This is a genomic window from Clostridium sp. 1001271B_151109_B4 (genome assembly GCF_015670405.1).
Classification (GTDB): Bacteria; Bacillota; Clostridia; order Clostridiales; family Clostridiaceae; genus Clostridium.
The window spans coordinates 1-21,291 of record NZ_JADPBQ010000031.1; the positions used below are offsets into that span (position 1 = coordinate 1).

Annotated in this window: 17 protein-coding genes and 1 tRNA gene; 3 read left to right on the forward strand and 15 right to left on the reverse strand. The window is 26.0% G+C overall.

Going from position 1 to position 21,291, the window contains the following annotated elements; genetic code table 11:
* Positions 1–157: 157 nt before the first annotated feature.
* Complete coding sequence (locus I4V63_RS14495; protein ID WP_196001942.1) at positions 158–1,675, reverse strand: oligosaccharide flippase family protein; 1,518 nt, start codon at positions 1,673–1,675, stop codon at positions 158–160.
* A 545-nt stretch (positions 1,676–2,220) separates the two neighbouring features.
* Between I4V63_RS14495 and I4V63_RS14500 the strand changes: the two genes are divergently transcribed.
* Positions 2,221–2,511 carry a hypothetical protein gene (locus tag I4V63_RS14500; RefSeq protein WP_196001943.1) on the forward strand — a complete coding sequence of 97 codons (291 nt, stop codon included), beginning with the start codon at positions 2,221–2,223 and terminating at the stop codon, positions 2,509–2,511.
* Positions 2,512–2,632: 121 nt separating this feature from the next.
* On the forward strand, positions 2,633–3,400 hold the full coding sequence (locus I4V63_RS14505) for a sulfite exporter TauE/SafE family protein (protein ID WP_207746576.1): 768 nt from the start codon (positions 2,633–2,635) through the stop codon (positions 3,398–3,400).
* A 113-nt stretch (positions 3,401–3,513) separates the two neighbouring features.
* Here I4V63_RS14505 and I4V63_RS14510 read toward each other — a convergent pair whose 3' ends face one another.
* The gene (locus tag I4V63_RS14510) at positions 3,514–4,662 is read right to left on the reverse strand and encodes a BRCT domain-containing protein (protein ID WP_196001944.1); all 1,149 of its coding nucleotides are present in this window, start codon (positions 4,660–4,662) and stop codon (positions 3,514–3,516) included.
* Positions 4,663–4,896: 234 nt separating this feature from the next.
* On the opposite strand from I4V63_RS14510, the gene I4V63_RS14515 reads away from it, so the two are divergent.
* Positions 4,897–4,972 (forward strand) — tRNA-Met (locus I4V63_RS14515).
* Between the two features lie 163 nt (positions 4,973–5,135).
* On the opposite strand, the gene I4V63_RS14520 is transcribed toward I4V63_RS14515, so the two are convergent.
* The 13 genes from I4V63_RS14520 to I4V63_RS14580 form a co-directional block, all read right to left on the reverse strand.
* Entirely contained in the window at positions 5,136–5,585 is a 450-nt protein-coding gene (locus I4V63_RS14520; RefSeq protein ID WP_196001945.1) for an NAD(P)H-dependent oxidoreductase, read from the reverse strand.
* 21 nt (positions 5,586–5,606) lie between these two features.
* Positions 5,607–6,767: an iron-containing alcohol dehydrogenase gene (locus tag I4V63_RS14525; protein ID WP_196001946.1), complete on the reverse strand. Its 1,161-nt coding sequence runs from the start codon at positions 6,765–6,767 to the stop codon at positions 5,607–5,609.
* A 447-nt stretch (positions 6,768–7,214) separates the two neighbouring features.
* Positions 7,215–7,973 (reverse strand): SDR family oxidoreductase, encoded by a 759-nt coding sequence (locus I4V63_RS14530; protein ID WP_196001947.1) that lies wholly within the window; start codon positions 7,971–7,973, stop codon positions 7,215–7,217.
* 301 nt (positions 7,974–8,274) lie between these two features.
* Positions 8,275–8,709 (reverse strand): hypothetical protein, encoded by a 435-nt coding sequence (locus I4V63_RS14535; RefSeq protein ID WP_196001948.1) that lies wholly within the window; start codon positions 8,707–8,709, stop codon positions 8,275–8,277.
* 178 nt (positions 8,710–8,887) lie between these two features.
* A complete protein-coding gene (locus tag I4V63_RS14540; protein WP_196001949.1) occupies positions 8,888–9,184 on the reverse strand; it encodes a hypothetical protein in 297 nt (98 codons plus the stop codon).
* 15 nt (positions 9,185–9,199) lie between these two features.
* The gene (locus tag I4V63_RS14545; RefSeq protein WP_196001950.1) at positions 9,200–9,475 is read right to left on the reverse strand and encodes a hypothetical protein; all 276 of its coding nucleotides are present in this window, start codon (positions 9,473–9,475) and stop codon (positions 9,200–9,202) included.
* 638 nt (positions 9,476–10,113) lie between these two features.
* Positions 10,114–10,422, reverse strand: a complete 309-nt coding sequence (locus I4V63_RS14550) for a nucleoside triphosphate pyrophosphohydrolase (protein ID WP_196001951.1) — start codon at positions 10,420–10,422, stop codon at positions 10,114–10,116.
* Positions 10,423–10,428: 6 nt separating this feature from the next.
* Complete coding sequence (locus tag I4V63_RS14555; RefSeq protein WP_196001952.1) at positions 10,429–11,025, reverse strand: class I SAM-dependent methyltransferase; 597 nt, start codon at positions 11,023–11,025, stop codon at positions 10,429–10,431.
* Positions 11,026–11,095: 70 nt separating this feature from the next.
* Positions 11,096–13,582 carry a DEAD/DEAH box helicase family protein gene (locus I4V63_RS14560; protein ID WP_196001953.1) on the reverse strand — a complete coding sequence of 829 codons (2,487 nt, stop codon included), beginning with the start codon at positions 13,580–13,582 and terminating at the stop codon, positions 11,096–11,098.
* 105 nt (positions 13,583–13,687) lie between these two features.
* Positions 13,688–16,999: a reverse transcriptase domain-containing protein gene (locus tag I4V63_RS14565; protein WP_196001954.1), complete on the reverse strand. Its 3,312-nt coding sequence runs from the start codon at positions 16,997–16,999 to the stop codon at positions 13,688–13,690.
* A gap of 7 nt (positions 17,000–17,006) precedes the next feature.
* On the reverse strand, positions 17,007–17,576 hold the full coding sequence (locus I4V63_RS14570) for a hypothetical protein (protein WP_196001955.1): 570 nt from the start codon (positions 17,574–17,576) through the stop codon (positions 17,007–17,009).
* Between the two features lie 965 nt (positions 17,577–18,541).
* Positions 18,542–20,287 carry a hypothetical protein gene (locus I4V63_RS14575; RefSeq protein WP_196001956.1) on the reverse strand — a complete coding sequence of 582 codons (1,746 nt, stop codon included), beginning with the start codon at positions 20,285–20,287 and terminating at the stop codon, positions 18,542–18,544.
* Between the two features lie 23 nt (positions 20,288–20,310).
* On the reverse strand, positions 20,311–21,291 hold a 981-nt coding region (locus tag I4V63_RS14580; RefSeq protein WP_196001957.1), incomplete at its 5' end, for a hypothetical protein.

Below are 21,291 nucleotides of genomic sequence, written 5' to 3' on the forward strand. Positions count from 1 at the left end.
AAAAAGGAGTTGTATTCAGATTGAATTTATTAATTCAATCTGATACAGCCCCTTTATACGTTAATTAAAATTTCTGAACATGCTTTATAAAAATAATCACTTCTACTAAACTTTAATTAAATTATTTATCTAATACCTTATATATTTTCATATTTATTTAATCCCTTATTTTTATACAATTAAATGTTTTTAATAATATAAAGTAGACAACTCCAACACAACTAATTACTATTATTGTGTTTATTCCAATTACTAAAGTATTTCTAGCTAACAAATTCCATATTAATCTGCCAAATATAGTTGATATTAACCCAAAGATTATAGGCATGAATGCCCAATTTAATAAATCTATTTTAATATCAGTAACCTTAACTATAGTAATAAAACTTACTGTAAAACTAAAAATAGTTGATATAGACATTGCTATAATTAACCCTTCTATTCCCTTTATAGGTACTAAAAAATATATACTTAAAATCTTTAATATTGACTCCATTATTTGATATTCCAATACTCTAAACTGTTCATTTAATCCATTTAAAATTCCACCCATAATCATATCTATATACATAAATGGAATTATAAAAGAAAGTATTTTAAAATATGCTCCTATATCTTCTCTATTATAAATTGATATAGATAATTGATTATAAAATGTGAAAAATATAAAGAAAGATATAATACCTATTATACTGGTAAATCCAATACTCCTGTTAATTACACTATTTAACCTTTCTTTATTATTAATAGCCTTAGCTCTAGAAATCTCTGGCATCAAAACCCTAGCTAAAGACATAAGTAATGTTGCTGGAAACATAATTATGGGAAAAACCATCCCCATAACTCCACCTAATACACTTATAGCTTCACTTTCAGACATTCCAAACCTTACAAGAGATAATGGTATTAATATCATTTGCACTGTACTAAATGCAGACATTAAGTAGGATCTAGTAGCCATAGGTATAGATATTTTAAATAACCTTTCAGTCAATCCTTTTGTATTTCCTTGTACATTACTTAAATACTTAATTTCCTTTTTCTCCAACTTATATGCTATAAATACATATAAACAAGATAAAATATCACTTATAACACTTCCTAATACAAGAACTGCACAACCATATTCTAATTTTATAGATACAGCTGAATGTAATAATAATACTATTACTGTAATTTGTATAAACTTTTCAGCAAGCTGAGTTGTTATTGGTATAAATATATCTCTAACAGCATAAAAATATCCCTTTAAGCAAGATGATATTGAAATAAAAGGAATGCTTATTGCAAATATTTTTAATGAAAGTATTACTCTTGTGTCTTTTAAAAATATTAAAGCTATATTTTTAGAAAAAGTAAATAATATAATAGAAGCTGTTATTCCTAATACTCCACATATTGTACATGCTTTAAACACCACATATTTTACATTATTGTACTCTTTCTTTGACATTTCTTCTGCTACAATTCTTGTTACTGCTGAACTTATTCCTGAAGTTGAAAAGGTTATTGCAATCATACTTACTGTTCCAATAAGCTTGTACAATCCCATACCCTCTGTACCAATTTCATTGGATATGTATACATTAAATACAACACCTATACTCCTCATTATCATCATTGTAATTGATAATAATATTGCATTTATAAATAAATTCTTTGTTTTATTTTCCATACAGTACCTCTTAACTTATTCTATTGATACTATATGTTAAGTGTTTACAATAAATTACTTATATTAAATTAAGGAATTTAAAGTTTATAATAATTTAATAATATTTCAATTTTTTTCTTTATATTTTACAAGCATTTCATCAGTGATTTCTACCTTACTTTCTCAAATTGATTCATTATTATCCCCAATTAATACTGAGTTATGTCACCACATTATACTTTTATCTTTGGTCTTGATTTTCTTTACCATTGATTTATTTTAAAAAATTTATGATATAATGGTTTAAAAGTTTAAACAAAAATAAAAAAATATCATAAACAGTTAAGATGCTTTATAAACCTGAAAATAAAAATATATGTATTCCATACAGGAGAAGTTGGTATTGACACTGCAGTGCCATTTCGTGATACATCAAAAAATCCAATATCCTATACTGGACTTTTTCAAAACCCCAAAAGAGTAAAGATGAGTTATCTGCTGTCACTAAAGGTCAAATAAGATATTCTAATAGATTATTTAAAGATATAAATATAAAAACATTTGAAATGGAACCCTCAAAGTACGGACCATTTAACAGAAGCTATGATGTATTTGGAGATAGAACAGTATTAATGGTAGATATAAAAGGACACTCACAAGGAACAGCAGCAACTTTAATTCAAAACAATGGAAAGTTTGTACTTCTTACAGCTGATTGTGGGTATGCAATAGATTCTTTGGAAAATATGAGACTTAAAACACTTCAATGGGTTAGAGATATGGTTCATAAAGAAAATTGTATAAAAATTATAGCTAATCATTATCCTGAGATAGAACCACAAACTATTGAATTGTAGGAGGTGTTTTATGGATACAAATGAAAAACAATAAAAAAAACTATCATCCTTAGTTAATAATATTTATGATCTTGTAAAAGATTTTGCATTTAATCACTAAAGTAATATGGAGGAATAGATTATGAAATTAATATTAGTTTGTTTGATAGCAGGATTAGGTGCAGGAATAGGAACTGGACTTGCTGGACTAAGTGCAGCAGCAGTTATTTCACCTATGCTGATTATGTTTCTTAATGTTCCTGCCTATCAAGCTATTGGCATTGCATTAGCATCAGATGTTTTAGCAAGTGCTGTATCAGCATACACATATGGGAAAAATAAGAAACTAGATATTAAAAATGGACTTATAATGATAGGAACTGTATTAATATTTACACTAATAGGAAGTTATTTATCAAACTTAGTTCCAAATAAAGTAATGGGTAACTTTTCTATGTATATCACATTTTTAGTGGGTATAAAATTTATTGTAAAACCAGTTATGACAACACAAGAAGTTATGAATGAAAAGTCAGAAAAAACAAAGATAATCCAGTCAATACTATGTGGAATTATAGTAGGATTTATTTGTGGATTTGTTGGAGCCGGTGGAGGTATGATGCTTTTACTAATTCTAACAACTGTCTTAGGTTATGAACTAAAAATGGCTGTTGGAACAAGTGTATTTATAATGACTTTTACAGCTCTTATAGGTTCATTATCCCATTTTGCTCTTGATAAAATTCCTGATTTAAAGATATTATCATTATGTATCATTTTTACATTTTTAGGAGCACAATTAGCTGCTAAATTTGCAAATAAATCATCTGAAAAAATATTAAACAGAAGCTTAGGAATTGTGTTAACTCTAATTGGTGGATTAATGATTTGTGTAAATATGTTTAAATAAAAAGTAAGTGAGATTAATGTTTGGAAATTTTTGAAGCAATGAAAAAATAGATATAATAGTATTTAAATGGTTGTCCAATTATGGACAACCATTATATTATTTTTATGTCATCATTATTTATTAATAATATCCCAAAACTCTTTTTCAGTAATTATTTCTATTCCTAGAGTTTTAGCCTTTTCTAACTTGCTCTTTCCAGCACCTTCTCCAATTACAAGTATATTAGTTTTTCCACTTATGCTAGTTGGTGAGTCAGCTCCATATCTTATAGCTGTTGCTCTCATTTCTGCTCTACTTTTAGACATATCACCAGTAAAGACTATTTTCTTTTTATTAAATATATCTTTTATTAAGTTTTCTTTAGCAAACTCAATCATTTTTTTCTCTTCTGCAACTTGTTCCTTATCTTTTGCAAACTTTCTAAATCTATTTGCTATTGGAGCTGAAGCTTGCTTAGCACCATTAGCATCATTAGCACTCTTGCTATCTTTGTTACTTTTCTTTGCAACTGAAGTTGATGTTGGTGTACCTAAAGCTGACCATCTTTCAGGTTTAATAACCTTTAATAGTTCTAATAAATCTAAAACATCTTGTAATGCATTATGAGCCTGTCCTTTTTTAATATTGTAATGCTCTAATAAATTAACAAGCTTATATGAAGGTAATATTTCCTTTTGCTTTATTGTATTCATACTACAATAAAATTCTTGATTATCTTCAACCCAGCCCCAATATCTTAAAAAGTTTCTATCGAAACTTGCATTATGTGCTACTAAAGGGCATTTATACTTTTTAATTAATGATTTGAATTTCGACTTAAGCTCTTCATTTTCTTCAATTGCATCTAAGCCATCACCATATCCATTTTTATATTTTTCTTCATCATTGATAATTGCTAAATGAAGGCTATCAATTACTCTATAATCTTCTACAACTATTGCAGCAACTTCTCTTATTCCATCAGCTGGACTAAAGCTTCTTGGTGTTTCTATGTCTACAATTATGAATCTTTCTTTTTTCTGCATATCTAATAAGTAATCTGGGTGTATGCTATGTAATTCACCATTTATATCTAATATTATTTCATTATTATCAACTATTCCAACAACATCACATTCTACAGCATCATTTGTATATGCTCCTTTATAATATAATGTTTTAACTTCATTTGCTTTAGGACTAATTAGTTTTAATTCTTTTAAAACTTCTATTTTTTCTTCTGATGATTCAAATTTTCTCCACTCTCTTTTGGGATTTATCATACTTGTACCTCTATTCTAATTTTATAAATTTATTTCTATATTAATTTAAATATATTAAAAAATCATTAATACTTAAAAGTTGTTATATTGATAGTATATAGCTATATTTAGTATTCTGAACTACTTCTTGTCATCTAAAGGCTTAATATAAGATATTACTGTTTTGACTATATGTAATTATAAAGTTATACTTAACCTATAAGTTAAGCAAAACAAGTTTGCAAGACATAATATCGCGGGGTGGAGCAGTTGGCAGCTCGTTGGGCTCATAACCCAAAGGTCGTAGGTTCAAGTCCTGCCCCCGCAACCAAGAAAAATAAATCTTATATTTTATAAGGTTTATTTTTTTTGCATAAATTAATAATTCTTTATATAATCAAATTTCTAAAAATATTTTACAAAATAAAAAGCTATAGCAAAAACTTAATATTTTCACCATAGCCACACTATTTCCTTTATTACTAATATAAAACTTATACTCTATCCATCATCTTCTTTGCTTCTTGCTTATTTGTCACCATACCTAAATAAGTCATTCCATAAAGACCTGCAAATCTTTTCATTGTAAAATCTCCTGCTTCTAACATCCACTTTTCCGGTGCAGCACCTTGAAAAATAAAGGCCAATTTCTTGCCACTAAGTCCACCGCTTTCTACAGTTCCATAAAAACGATCAATAAAAGTTCTTACAGAACCACAAATATTATGCCAATATAAAGGTGAACCAATAACAATAGTTTTTGCTTCCTCAACCTTAGATAAAATTTCTTCAAACTGATCTCCTGGTAAAGTTTGCCCAAATACATTTACCCTATAATCAGGCAACATTAAAGTTTCATACTCTTTTCCATCTAACATTTGTTTAGCTAACATTGCTGTATTACCATTTTTCTCAGAACTTCCATTAATAAATAAAATATCCATATTTCCATCTCCTTAAATTTTCTATTTACATTCTAATAAAATTTCATAAATTTCATCTGGTGTTAGCTTCTTGCAACATCCATTTGTTAATATAGTTGTATCTGCAACCTTACGTAATATCTCATCATCTTCAATATTCATTTCCTTAAAAGTTGTAGGAAGCCCAATTTCTTTAATAAAATCTTCTAGAGCCTTAATTCCTTGAAATGCAAGTTCTTCCTCACTTTTTCCTTCACTAGAAATATTCCATACCTCTGTGGCAAAACGAGCAAACTTAGTTACAGCTTCCTTATAAATATGTTTGTACATAACAGGATGAATTACAGCAAGCCCTTCTCCATGATTACAATTTGTGTAAGCCCCTAATTGATGTTCAATCATATGAGCTTGAAAATCTGTTACTTTTCCAATCTTCAAAATACCATTCTCAGCCATTGCTGAATCCCACATTAACTCACTTCTTGGAGTTAAGTCATTTGGATTTTTTATTACCTCACGGATATTTCTAATTGTATTTCTCATAACCGCTTCATTAATTTCATCAGATAAAAAATTCTCCTGTGGCTTTCCAAAATATGTTTCCATAGAATGACTTAAAGTATCAAAAGCTCCAGAGATTACTTGCTTAAGCGGAACACTTATTGTATATGCTGGGTCAAGGATTGCAAAATCTGCAGATGCTCCCCAAAGACCTGACTTTAACTTTTTCTCTTCATTAGTAATTACTGCTCCAGTATTTTGTTCTGAACCTGTTCCAGATACTGTTACAATAACACCAAATGGCAAAGCTTTTTGTGGAAACTTATGATCTACAAACTCCATGTTCCAGATATCTTCCTCATACATTGCTTGTGATGCTACAATCTTACAACAATCACTAACAGATCCACCACCTACTGCTAAAATGAAATCAACATTTTCCTTCTTTGCAAGTGCTGCTCCCTCTTGAACTTTCTCATAAGTTGGATTAGGCATAATTCCACTAAACTCAACTACTTTCTTTCCACCCTCTTTTAATAATGTAATTATTTCCTCATAGATTCCGTTCTTTTTAATAGAACCTCCCCCATAAGCAAGCATAACTGTATTACCAACTTTTTTTAATTCTTCTGGTAGATTCTTTTGTGCTGCTTTCTCTCCAAAATATATTTTTACTGGATATGAAAATATAAATTCATTCATGATATCTCCTCCTATATTTTTATGCTACATCCGATCTATCTATCTCTTGTTCATGTTTTAGTAAAGTATAAGATACTTAAACTTCTTTTGTTTTACATTTATTCCCTATATTTCTTATAATAAGGATTATAGAAAACTTTCCTAGATAAGTACAGTGCTAATAACACATTGTGCTATAACTTAAACACATACTGAAATATAAAAAAATAAGCTTTGCATTTTCCCCGGAGGAAAATTGCTTAGCCTATTATTTTTCTAGAAATATGTTTAAAAATCTGAACACTTAGCATTTTATATAAAATACTATACAAAAATAATATAAAGCTAGAAAACTAATTAATGTTTTCTAGCTTTTTAAATGTATTACTTATTTACTATTTTTATATTACCCTAATAATAAAATTCATTATATAAGTTTACTTAGCTTAATAATTAACTTTTATTTTATTATAAATTTGCACCAAAATCAGTTACTAATACTTGACCTGTTATTGCTCTAGCCTTATCACTTGCTAAGAAAGCTATAGTGTTAGCTACATCTTCTGGTTCACAAACTGGTAACTTTAAATCTGCATGAGCCATCATAGCATTCATCATATCCATATTCATATTAGCTAAATTTTCTGATTTATACATTGGCGTTTTTACAGATCCAGGACACACAGCATTACAACGTATTCCTTCCTTAGCCATTCTTAATGCAATATTTTTAGTTAATCCAATTATTGCTCCTTTACTAGCACAATATACAGCTCCTCCAGAACCATAAACACCAGCAACTGATGCTACATTAATAATTGCACCACTTTTATTTTCTAACATTACCTTAGCAGCTACATTTGTAATGTTTATAGTTCCTTTTGTGTTAACATCTATTACAAAATTAACATCATTTTCATCAACAGCCTCAATAGGTAAAAGTGCATGATCTAGTACACCAGCATTGTTAACTAAAACGTCTAATTTACCAAATGTTTTTATTGTTTCATCTATAACATTTTTACAATCTTCTTTTTTAGAAATATCACTAGTTACTACTAATACTTCTCCACCTAAGCCCCTGATTCTTTGGGCAACATTTTCTAATTGTTCTTTTCTTCTTGCAGTTATTACAACCTTTGCACCTTCTTTAGCAAACAATAGTGCAGTTGCTTCTCCAATTCCTGAGTTACCTCCTGTAATAATAGCTACCTTGTTCTTTAACATATGATCCCCTCCATTTACATCTCTTTATTATCCTTTTATTTTAAATAAAAATATTATTTTTATAGTTATAATTTTATCATCTTTTTTACTAATTGTAAAAAATTTCAACTTAATAATTTCTTTTATAAATGTGAGGATATTTTTATTTATAATACATATCATATAACCGGATTAGGCATTCTAAGCTAGATCTTATCATCTCAAGAGTTAACATAATATAGTTTTAACTATATATCATTATAAGTTTATACTTAATCTAAAAGTTAAGCAAATCAAATTTAAAAATTCTATTACCTTCAAATTATACTGCTTTATTAAATATAGATACTGCTATTTGCTGTAACCTTATTTCCTTCCATTCTTGTTTTATATTTTTTCTACTATATTTATATTCTCTAATTATGTCAGTTTCCTTTACATTATGGAAACTAAATTGATATCCGTTTACCTCTATGTAAACAACTTGTTTCGTATAATACATATGTACTCCACTTATATTATTAATTATTATATCTTCTATAACTTCAGATATAATATTTTTAAAAGTATAACTCTTCTTTATTTCTTCTATAGCATAATCTTTTTTAACATAAGAATTTAATAAATTTGCACTAGCTAAAAATTTAAAACAATCTTTTTGATTTTTTATGTTATTTCTTAATAATATTACATTTATATAAGCTTTCCTTACACTCTCTTCATCTATTATTTCTTCTACAATTTTATTTTCTTCCATTATATACACTCCTCTAATCTACCTATTATATAAATACCACTATCTCATCTTGACTATATCATTTTTACTACTTCTTATCCTAATGCATATTTTACATCTGGATAAACTTCAATAATACCTTATATTTTAGTTTCTATTAGTCTTAAGTATTTAATTTCACTATATTAATTTCATTTTTTCATCTATCTGTATTAATTAAACTTTTAAATAATCCTATTTTATTTCTTATTTCATTACTTCTTATTTCATAATCAACCTTATCATTGCAAAGACTACTATACTTATTATAAGAATATAATTCATTAATTTTAGTTGATGACACTACTGTCTTCTTAAACATTTTTTCACACATATTTATTTTATCTATTAATACATTTTTCTCTAATAATAATTTTCTACATTCATCATTTAACTCTTTTTCTTTTAATATTTTTGTATCTAATAAATTTACCTTTAAAAATTTTTCATAAGTCATTTCTACATATATTGTTTACTTGTCATTCCATGGCTTTTGCATTTTACTTAATAAATTATCAATATTTTTTACATTTTCGATACTAGATGTATTAATCAACACTTGCATAATAAATAGCTGAAGTAACCCCTTTTTATATTGTACTAAATTATCTACTTGCCTTGTTGTTATTAAAATTAATAAAGAGGTAATAATTGAACTAATCAAAGCTCCTGTATTATTAAAACACTCTACTAATAAATTTGATTTTAAAACATTTAAATTTCTAAACAAAATACTAAATGCACTCATATATGAAGAATTACCTATAGAATTAATAGTTGCAGATTATGCAACCTCAACTATATTATGTAAACTTTGTTTAAATACTTTATCTGTAAAAGGCTTGTCTAAGTTAATATTGCTTAATTTTAGTAACTTATAATACATTTCTAGTCTTAGTTGCTCATCAGGAACATTAGAATATTTTAATGCCTGTTCGTTGATGTATTCAGTAATTTTATCATTATCACTTATTACAAAAAATTCCTTGGCCTTATTAAATAAAATTGCAAATAAATTTATTTTATTTAATATAACATAAACTATTCTAAGTTGATAATCTGATATTCCAAGAAATCCTTTATAAAAATATAAATACTTACAATAAGCAATCTTTTAATACATTTGACCCCCTAAATAAAATCTTACTGCAAATAAAATCCTATATAATATATGTTATTTTATTACTCATATGCAGTAGTTGTTATGCTTATTCGTACTTATAAGTAATCATAGGTATTAATACTATTTTCTTTATAAAGTAACTAAACTTCTTTTAAATTAAAATACAAAGAACTCTACTTTATAATTTTTAGTAAAGTTCTTTATATTATTTAATATGTTGTTTCAAATTAAACATTCTTTTAAGTATCATATCGATTTATTTTTTATTTAACACCTTTTAATACAATTCCTTCTTTAAATCCACCACGCTCTTTTAACTTTTCTTCCCTTTTATTAAGTAAATCCTCTTCACTATATCCAAGATTAGCCGCTAGTCCAAATAAAACTTCCATAACGTCTGCAAGTTCTTCTAAGTTTTTATCTTCTAAATATTCATTAACCTCTTCCATAAGTTTAGCTTCAAGAAGTTCTGCTCTTTTTTCTTTTGGAGCTATTTCTATTTCACATTCTTTTCCTGATTGTCTTATTACTTGTGGTATTAAATCTCTTACTAATTTATTATAAGTTTTCATAATTGCTTAACTCTCCTTAACACAAATTGCATTTAACCAAGTGATATCTCCTCTTCCTGGAACAATATCAATGGTTTTATAAACTTTCATAATCTTTAAACCTTCAACTTTATTTATTAATTCATTAAAAGTTTCTTCAGTATAGCAATTAAAATATCTTCCTTTTTCATCTATATATTCATCTGCACCATACTTAAATGACATATAAAAGATTCCATTATCATTTAAATTTGATGATACATTTTTTATAACATCTAGGATATCTCTTTTATTAACATGAAGTAATGATGCACATGCCCATATTCCATGGAAGTTGTCTATTAATGATAACTCTTCAAAGTTACTAACTAAAACATCTTGACCTATTAGTTTTGATGCACTTTGTGCTAATTCTTTGGAACCATCTACTGCTGTTATTTTGTATCCTTTATCTATAAAGGCTTTACTATCTCTACCACTTCCACACCCTAAGTCTAGGATAGTTCCACCTTTTGGGATATTGTTTAAAAATTCTTTATATAAATTGCTCATATCAATTGTAAGTGTTGTTTCTATGTATGTTTTTGAATTGTTGTTGTAAAAATCTAATGTGTTATTTTTCAATGTTGCTACTTCCTTCTAGATAAATTAAAAGAAGTCACAATAAATGACTTCTTTTAATTCCTATTATATACTATTTTTCTTTATTAAAAAATCTATTCTTATAATAAGTTTCAACTCTAAGATCAATAGCATCCTTCATATGCTTCTTAAAATCTTCATTACCTATAATATCCTTAAGATCATCATAAAGAGCCATCAAGCATCCATCTTTCTCTTTAAAGAAATCACCATGAGTTTTAATCAAAAACTTAATAGGATTATTTTTAGCTAAGCTAATATACTTCTTCTTGTCCCAATTCATAAAATCACTAGTACTTTTATCCTTAAGCATATCAACCTTATTAGATCCTCTTCTATAAAACTCATAAAAACTTTTATAAATATCATCCTCTGATATCTCCATCTTTATATCTCCATCATTATAAAAAGCTAATAAAACTGGCATCTTATAAGTTTTACTCATACTTGTAGTTTCAATCATATTAATAAATTCTCTACCTCTAGAATTATATACTATCTCTTCATCACAACTTAATTCATCATTATCTTTTATATACTCTAAATAATTCTTAAATGGGTCCATAGATTTATTTTTACTCTTAATATTTTGATAAACTTCATCATCCATATAAGTAAATAACTCAACTCTACTTGGTCTATGACCTAACATATCAGATACAATATCAAATTGCTCTTTGATTTTATCCCTAACCTTCATTTCTCTTTCTGCTTGCTTTTTGAATATATCAATAATTCTAAAATCAAAATCTACTGTACATTCTTCAGGAAATTCATAATCGCCTTGCTTATTATTCTTACTTTCTACAGCTGAATATTCTTTTCCACTTAATAAAAATGGCACTAAATTAGCCTTTTTATAATTACCTATAAAGTCTAAAACATTTAAATATTTCTTATCCTTAGCCTTTCTTAATCCTCTTCCAAGCTGTTGCAAGAAAATTGTTGGTGATTGCGTTGGTCTTAAAAACATAACCATATCAATTCCAGGTACATCTAATCCTTCGTTAAACATGTCTACTGAGAATATTACCTTTAATTCACCGGAAGTCAATTTAGCTAAAGCTATATCTCTTTCCTCTGAATATTCTCCTTTTTCTCCACTATATACAGCTACTGCAGGCACTTTATTTTCATTAAATACCTTTGCCATATATTCTGCATGATGTCTTGAACTACAAAATCCCATTGCCCTTTGTGAATTATATTTTTGATAATGATTAAAAATAAGTTCTCCCCTTTTATTAAGCATCAATGCTTCTTCAAGTTGTTTATCATCATATTTACCATATTTATAATCTATATCTTCATAATTAACTGTTTCATCATAAATGCCATAGTATTTAAAAGGTACTAGCCAATCCTTATTTATTGCATCTTTTAACCTAACTTCATAAACCATGTTATAATCACAAAGTGCAAATACATCTTTAGAATCAAGTCTTTCTGGAGTTGCAGTAAGTCCTAATAAAAACTTTGGTGTAAAGTAATTAATTATTTTATTGTAATTGTTAGAAACTGCATGATGGAATTCATCAACTACTATATAGTCAAAATAGTCTCTTGCAAAATATTTTTCATTTAAATATTCATCCTTACCTAAAGTTTGAACTAATGCAAATATAAATGAATTGTTTGTATCTTTTTGATTAGCGTAAAAGAATCCAATATCATCAGAATTTCTAACATTTTTAAAGCTTTGAGCTGCTTGCTTTATTATTTCTTCTCTATGTGCTACAAATAAAACTCTCTCATATTTTGCAGAATCAAATGCAGCCAGATAGGTCTTTCCTATACCTGTCGCTGCAACTACTAATCCTTTATCAAATCCTTCTTCTCTAGATTTATCTAAGCTATATAATGCTTCAATTTGAGCTCCTCTTGGTTCAAATATATTTACAACTTTCTCTTCTTTACTTTCTTCTTTTTCTAAATCCTTATATATATTAGGCCTTGTCCATTGTTTTGAATAATCTTTTAATACTTCATCAGTTATTACTAATGAATGGTTATTAAATAAATCTTCAAAGGTATCGTAAAATACTTTAAAGTCATTTGGAGCATTTGATTTTAGGAATCTGTAGTTCCACTCTATTGATGATGTTAATGCTCCTCTTGATATGTTTGATGAACCTATGTATATTTCTGAATCTAGTGGATTATGAAACATATATGCTTTTGGATGGAATGATTTGTTGGGATTATTGTAAAATCTTAAGTCTACTTTATCTCCTAGTTCTGATTTTAGTAAATATAGTGCTTGTGGTTGTGTTATTTTTAAATAGTTTCCTGTAAGGATTCTTATGTTAACTCCACGATTTAGTGCTTCTTTTAGGTCTTGTAGTAATAGTTTTACTCCTGATTCCATTAGGAATGAAACTATTATGTCTATTGTTGTTGCTGTTTTGAAGCTTTGTTTTAGTTTTGGGTAAAGGTGGTCTTTATCTCCTGTTGATGTATTTGAATTTATTTGATCTTCGTGTATTGGTTTTTCATTTATTTGTGATATATTAATTGTTTCGCTTATATTATTTATCATCTGCTCTCCTAATATTTTTATATAATAAAAGCAAAAAGAACCTTGTAATAATATTATTTTTGCTCTTATTAATTATCTCATATTTATTTATTTTTTCCAAATATATTATATATTTTTTAAGTTTATATTATTTATATATTCCAACACATTATCCAAATAATTCTGAGCAATAATATTAGAATTCTCCATATGTATTGTAATATAAAAATTTGTTGTAAAATTATTATCTTGATTTCTAAACAAATATTTATCTAGAGCTTTTAATTCATTTATTAAATAATGATTTTTTTCACTCATCCATTTACACATAAAATTGCATTGAGCCTTACATTCTACAATATCATTAGCTTTATTAATTATTTTTAATCTTAATTCATCTTGGCTACAATTCAGTTCACAATCAACTCCACAACATTTACTTGGCTTATTCATAGCCATCAAATTTTGAGTATTTAAAAATAAATGGATTTCACAGTTTTCTATAAAAAATTCCTTATCTAGATACGTTCTAATTTCACCTTCAGATACACTATAACTATAAGTACTTTTTATATTACAAGCATCTATAGCCGCATGCGAAATCCAATGGAATTGTGATATCTTACTCATTTGCTCTATATTTAATTTCATTATATTAATACTTACTCTCTCTTTTGACATATCCATTAAATCTGCTAATCTAAGTAGTATCATTAAAAACTTTACATTTACAGCTTCTCTCTCCCCATTCGACCTTAATCCATAAACATCAGGCTCATAAAATCCATGTGCTTCAGATACCTTTGCTACAATATCTTTTATCGTAGGCTCAATATAATCTAAATCATTAGTATCTCTTATAAAATTTGAACTCTGTTGTGTGTGCTTAGATCTAACTATATTTTCAAAGTATTCATCCATTTTCTTATATGAATTAACTAACATCTGCATAATCATATTATTTTTTTGGGAAAAATTATTACATTTTTCTACTTTTCTATAATTTACTCTCCATTCATTCAAAATAACTTTTGCATCATTTTCATCTGACAAAAACTGATTCAAATCTGGTTGTATAATCATAGAGATATCATGGAAGTAACATGCTAGAAATAAAACATAATAATCTATCGATTTTATCTTAAAAAAGTCTATAGCCTTACATATTGAAATACAAGAACGTATTAACTCTACAGAGTGTTCTTGATTATGCAAAGTATAAAAATATAAATGCTTTGAACCATTTTTCCATACGCTCATTATATACTTGTGCGTATTGATAAGTTGATCTATATAATCTGGATTTTTTACGTATGTTATAAAAATATCTAATACCTCAATAATTGAATAGTCTATCTTTTCTTGCAAGTGATCTTTTTTTGCTTGCTTCACTACATCTTTAACAAAATTTAATATACTTTCCACTGTAGAATTGGAATTTCTTATATAAACTAGTATTCTTAATTCATAATATTCTAAAGTTCTACCATTTTTTTTAGTAATTACAAATTTATCGTTAATATCAACACTAAATAGTTTTGAACACACACAATTAAGAATTTCTCTTTTCATATCATTAGAGTTTGTAATTATGAACTCCATGTACTCTTCAAAATTATATCCCAAAAATAAAATGTTTTTTTCTAGTTCTTCTCTTATAATACCTTTTTCTTTTATTTTGTTGTAATCTGCTATAAGTTTATTCATAATTCTAAAACTATCTTGTTTATTAAAAGTCCTAGCTCTATCAATATATTCACACGGCAAATTTTTAATCGTTTTATACTTGTCAACTTCTTGATTAATCAATAATTGTTGCTTAAGTATTGTTGAAAAATACAAATTGTTTTTACCTATCTTTTTTGTTATTTTTTCTTCAAAAGCACTTATTATAGATATAATCTTTTCTTGTTCAATTTTACTGTTTGAATATTTTAAAAATAAAGAAGCCTCTGCTAAAAATATATCTTCCTCAAACTCTCTAAATATATTTTCATAATCATCTTCTAAATATTCAATTGCCTTCATTTTGTATTTTTCATAATACTTTTCAACCTCTTCAAATTCAAAATCTGCTTTAATAAATCTTAACATCTTCAATCTATATTTAAAAAACTTTTTATATCTAAAAAGTAACTTCAAATAAGCTTCTTTTGACTCATCTTCCTTTTCACCCTCAACTTTTATCTTCTGTTTTACTAATTCTATTTCTTTATTTATAGAATTTAAATATAATTCTACTTTATCTTTAATAGTTTCATCTTGTAATTCATCTACTGCTGTAGCGATATCAAAAGCTACTGTAGATACTCCAAATATTATTTCTCTTAAAAAACTTCTTCCATACTTCTCTGTATGCTGTATATCTGTTGATATACTTTTTTCATCTTCATGAAATTTTATTTTATATGTCAACTCTTTAAGCTCATAGCACTTTTCACCAAGATTATTATTTATGTATTCATTAACCAAATTATTTATTTCTTTTATTTTTTCTTTAAAGTTTGATAAGCTTGCATTCTCATTATTTGTATATATTACAGAGTCATCAACATAATAATAAGCATCACCTGGAAAAACTTTATTTACTATCTTTGCAATTTCACTCATGCATATGTTTCCAAAATAATAAGACTGTGGTAATCCTTGAGGAATTCCCATAGATGGGTTGTACATTTTTTTGCTTTTACTCTTAATACTCTCATAGTTTTCACCATAATACTCCTCATACCACTCTGAAATATTTTCTACGTTAAAAATTAGTATTTTTTTTAAAATACGCTTTAACATCTCCTCATCGTTTTGGAATACTACTTTTAATCTGTTTAGTAAGATATTATATATAAAATTAGGATCTACTGTAGGGAAAAAATTTTGTAAATCTAAACACACCTCATATTTAAACTTACCTGTTTTTTCACATAAATTATAGGTATCAATAACACCTTTGCTATATTCCTTATACTTCTCCTTCCAAGGATAAAAAATATTTTTTACATCTATAGATGGTATATTCCCATAAAAATTAGATGGTATTAATTCACTTACATCTGACAGCTCTCTCTTACCACTCTTATCATCAAATACTATTACATTTAATAATGATACTATACAAATTTGCGTTATTAAATCGGCTGTATGTATTGGTCTAAAAATGACTTTTTTGTCTTTGTGTTTTTTCATCTTAAAAAATACTTTTATATCAAATAAACTATTATCATCTTTTAAAATTTGTATTAATTTTTTTTCACATTCCTCTATAACATCACTTATTGTTTCAAAATCATATTTATCTTGTAATTTATAATATAACTCTAAATCATTTTTATCTAACAACCCTTTCTCAAAAATATATGAATTTAACCCATATATTGCATTATAAATATTTTGTTTTGAAATCACCTGATTATATAATTTTGATTCTACTTTATTATTCATTATTATTTTACCTCTCATACGCCGAACATTCTTTAATGAAAATGTCAATCTCTTCACTTAATATTTCTATATCTTTAGTCCCTAACTTCCTATTTATGATATAAACAAAATTATCTTCTTTGTAAAAAATCCTCAAATGTATTTTTTTTTCATCTATATTGTAAATATCCAAAGGTTCTATATAACTATTTATATCCTTTTTTATTTTTTGTAAGATATTTACCCCTTTACTATCAGTTGATATCATACTGCACAATTCATTATAACTGATAACATTAGTTCCATACATAGGTAATATAATATAATAATTATCTGCCAAAATAAAAAAATTCGTATTATTATTCTCTTTTAATTTATCACCAATTTTACAACATTCATTTTTTTTATTTTTTAATACTTCTAATTTCTTAATGAACTTTGGAATTAAATCTGTAATGTAAGTTTTATTATATAAATAATCTGAATTGCTAGATAAAAACAAATTAAATAATTTTATTATCTTATCATCAACTTCTTTCTTCTCTACCCCATAATCAATTAAAAATGACTCACTTGCTATAGCATCGAAACCTTTCATCACATCATACCCTTTCTATTCTTTTCTAAATATATTTTTTCGATTTTTTCATTATTAAGATTATTTCCTTACAGAATTTCTTCTTTAATATATTTTAAACCTAAATAATCTACTAATTTTCTTAAATATCTTTTATCATTATAAATTTATACTACTATTATAATTGATTAATATACATGTTTATGTCGAAACTAGTCATAAACATGTAAGTTAATTTATATAAAATAAAAATTACCTATCTAAATAAGTACTTTTATACTCTACCTATTCAAATTAGACCCTTTTTACTTTAACATTTCATCTAATATAATTTATTTCTCCACTATTCAAAAACTTTACTAAAATACACTCTACACATTATGTTACATAATACTTATTATAACTTTATATTTAAGAAACCTTGTCTTGATAATTATCTACATCTATAGTTTCTTTTTTAGCAACTTTCTTCTTTTTCATATTAACATAGTTGTTACATTTATTTGTTCATTTAAATCTATAACTAATACCATATAACTTGAACTAGCCCTACTGTAGTTATGCAATTTATCCCTTTACTTGCATATTAGATTTCTATAAAGTTATATAACTATCTTTTTAAGTACTTTCTACTAAATGAACCTATATTTATACTAAAACTTAAATATAACATAACTTTATAATAAAGTAAAAACAGCTACAAAATGATTGCAACTGCTTTTACTTTATTTTACATCTAAAAATTAATTTAATATTTCACTACCCAAACATAAGCTTCCCCAAAAGCCAAATTCGTAGCTTCTCAAAGTAATGTATAAGATATACTATCGATATCATATGTAAAAACATATACTATATATCCCCTATGTGTTTTTACATTTTAACCATTGAATTTATTTGATTTTTTTGTGGATATTCTCTATGATTTTGTTATTTATTATTTTTAATTCTGTATTAAGTTATAACAGTATTATAAGTATTCAATATTAGTACTTTTTTACACAAATATCATCAATATTATATCTATCTAATCTATATCTCTTATAAACACTTTCATACATTGTTACAATACTTTCACTCTCACTACTTACCGTCTTTCTTAGAATTCCATATGTATAATTTATTATTTTTTCAATTTCTTTATCAACTCTTCTATTTTCTATTTGATATAATGTAATCGCTAATGCTTTTATTGTTTCTTCAACCCCATACTCTTCTTCCATTAGTTCAATAGCTTCATATAATCTTGTTGAACCTTCAACTTCTGGTAAATTTTTAACCAAAAATCTCATACTCTTACTTATATCTGAAATACCATTATCAAAACTAACTGCTCCATCAATAACTATTTCATTAATAGTAAGTAGTTCAAAACAATCTTCACATAATACAACAATTTCATTCAAATCTAAAGTGTTCTTATTTGATGTAAGATAAGCTATCTTTAATCTTCTTCCACACTCTCCACAAGTGCTACATGCAAAATTTTGCCTAGCCATTGCTAGAAATCTTAATTGCGGATTAACATCCTGAACATAATTTAAACTTTTTATCTCATTTGATTTTCTACATATAAACTTTGGAACTATTATTATATTATCTTCCTCGTTAACAGCTATTACATTTTTTTTCATCAAACTTCTTAATATTGTTCTTACATCAATTATTCCTGTTATATCTATTAATTCACCTACTAATGGATAATCAAAATTCACTGATATGTATTGTCCTACTAATTTTAACTCAGCCCCCTTTGAATTAGCAATCTCAATTAATTTAATTAGCATATTTATCTCTAGCCTTGTACATCCTTTAATTATGTCTTTTAATATCTCATAATCTCTTATGATTTCATTATTCCAGCAGTTTGAATCTTCCCAAAATTTAATTCTATTTAAAAACTCATTTTTATATATAATTTCTACTTCTTTAAAATTAATTTCATGTAGCTGTTTACTTTTTAGTGAATCTTTAATTATTCTTTCTTCTCTTGCCTTAATGGCAAGCATCATTGCTGCCCTTTTCTCCCACAGTTTATATTGTTGGATAACCCTCTTGTAATCTGACTCCATATAATCACATTTTTCACATAATATTTTATAACTATATCTTTTCATATCCTTCATTATTATTAATGAACATTGACACTTTGGACATTTAACATTATCTATCTGTGAGTAAATACCTTCAATATATAGTTCAAACTCCTGTTCCTTTATTCTAAGTATCTCTAGTTTTTCATTTTTTTCTTCTTCATTCAATAATGCTTCCGTTATTTTTTTACAATTATCACATGTATACCTCACATTATCTCTTAACATGTCTATTGAAAATTTATTCTTTAAACATTTTGGACAACTTTCTTCTAATTCTATCACTGGATATATTAATAACTCTTTAATTCTATTTATTGGAATATTATATTTTAATGAAACCTCTTCTAATCTTACTCTCTCTAAATATATTTCCTTTAAAAACTGAATATAAAGCTCACTTGGATAAGACTTTATAATATCAACAAAGGCTATATTATTAGGAATGCCTAATTCTTCTTTTATCTTTTTAATACCATACGATGGTTCATGCCAAAACATTTCTGAAAATAAAATTAAACCCTCATCACCATTTTTAGTTAAATAATTTTTAATATATTCTACTTCTAAAAAATCATTTTTATAAGATAAAAAATATTTATTAATATCTATTTTCTTAAAATATTCACTACTCTTCATTTCCTAAACCTCTTCATAAAACTTTATAAGCTTTCTTTATTATTCAACCTCTTATATCTCTCAATTGAATTCTCATTTTCATTCTCAATCTCCTCACGTAATTCTTTCATAATGCCTATATAACTATACATTTGTTTAAATAGAATCATAGATTCATTTATTGCTTCTTTCGTACTTAACTTATTATTAATATATTGCAAATATATATATGATAATTCTACAAACAAATCTTCAAGTTCATCAAACAAATTAAACTTCACCTTTAAAACACTTGATTTATTCTCCTTATCCATAAATCGAATATTAGTAAATCTTATTATTTTATTCATAACTTCATATCCACTAGCCATAATATTTTCATCAATTGAATACCCCTTACTTTTTGTGCTTTCTATTTTATTGATTATAATATCTATAAGAATTAATGCTTCATCACTAGTATAAATTTTAGCCTTTGGATAGAAATCATTAATTGCAACGATTTTATCTCTTATAAGACTTACAGTTATAACTTCTCCATATCTAAAACAATAGATTTTTTTATTTAATGCCTTAAGAATTTTATTACTTAAAGTTTCATTATTAATATCACCTAATTCTATTGGATCATTTTTCTTTTTCTCATAAACTCTATTTACAATATCAATGATTTCGCTTTCTTTTAAATCTATATAATAATCAACTGAACATTTTGACAAATCACTTTCCATATCACTAGTAAAGAAATGAAAACACATTTTATCATCGTTATCTAATATTGCTGCAACACTATTACCTAAGTATCTAACCTTTTTACTTTCAATAAATTCTCTATTATTAAAATTATCTTTTCCAATTATCCCTTTTTCTTTTAAATACCTTCTTGTTATTACATCATCTATACCAATATAACAAATTCCATCAATATTTAATGGGCTTAATGCATTATAAATTAAAGAGCAGCATTCTATAAAATGGACCCTATATAGTAGACACTCAAAAAAAGAGTATCTATCTATATAGAG

Bases quoted from the DNA above. Each gene is read 5' to 3' on its own strand.
- I4V63_RS14495 (WP_196001942.1), bottom strand. From the start codon at position 1,675: ATGGAAAATAAAACAAAGAATTTATTTATAAATGCAATATTATTATCA.
- I4V63_RS14500 (WP_196001943.1), top strand. From the start codon at position 2,221: ATGGAACCCTCAAAGTACGGACCATTTAACAGAAGCTATGATGTATTT.
- I4V63_RS14505 (WP_207746576.1), top strand. From the start codon at position 2,633: ATGAAATTAATATTAGTTTGTTTGATAGCAGGATTAGGTGCAGGAATA.
- I4V63_RS14510 (WP_196001944.1), bottom strand. From the start codon at position 4,662: ATGATAAATCCCAAAAGAGAGTGGAGAAAATTTGAATCATCAGAAGAA.
- I4V63_RS14520 (WP_196001945.1), bottom strand. From the start codon at position 5,585: ATGGATATTTTATTTATTAATGGAAGTTCTGAGAAAAATGGTAATACA.
- I4V63_RS14525 (WP_196001946.1), bottom strand. From the start codon at position 6,767: ATGAATGAATTTATATTTTCATATCCAGTAAAAATATATTTTGGAGAG.
- I4V63_RS14530 (WP_196001947.1), bottom strand. From the start codon at position 7,973: ATGTTAAAGAACAAGGTAGCTATTATTACAGGAGGTAACTCAGGAATT.
- I4V63_RS14535 (WP_196001948.1), bottom strand. From the start codon at position 8,709: ATGGAAGAAAATAAAATTGTAGAAGAAATAATAGATGAAGAGAGTGTA.
- I4V63_RS14540 (WP_196001949.1), bottom strand. From the start codon at position 9,184: ATGACTTATGAAAAATTTTTAAAGGTAAATTTATTAGATACAAAAATA.
- I4V63_RS14545 (WP_196001950.1), bottom strand. From the start codon at position 9,475: ATGAGTGCATTTAGTATTTTGTTTAGAAATTTAAATGTTTTAAAATCA.
- I4V63_RS14550 (WP_196001951.1), bottom strand. From the start codon at position 10,422: ATGAAAACTTATAATAAATTAGTAAGAGATTTAATACCACAAGTAATA.
- I4V63_RS14560 (WP_196001953.1), bottom strand. From the start codon at position 13,582: ATGATAAATAATATAAGCGAAACAATTAATATATCACAAATAAATGAA.
- I4V63_RS14565 (WP_196001954.1), bottom strand. From the start codon at position 16,999: ATGAATAATAAAGTAGAATCAAAATTATATAATCAGGTGATTTCAAAA.
- I4V63_RS14570 (WP_196001955.1), bottom strand. From the start codon at position 17,576: ATGAAAGGTTTCGATGCTATAGCAAGTGAGTCATTTTTAATTGATTAT.
- I4V63_RS14575 (WP_196001956.1), bottom strand. From the start codon at position 20,287: ATGAAGAGTAGTGAATATTTTAAGAAAATAGATATTAATAAATATTTT.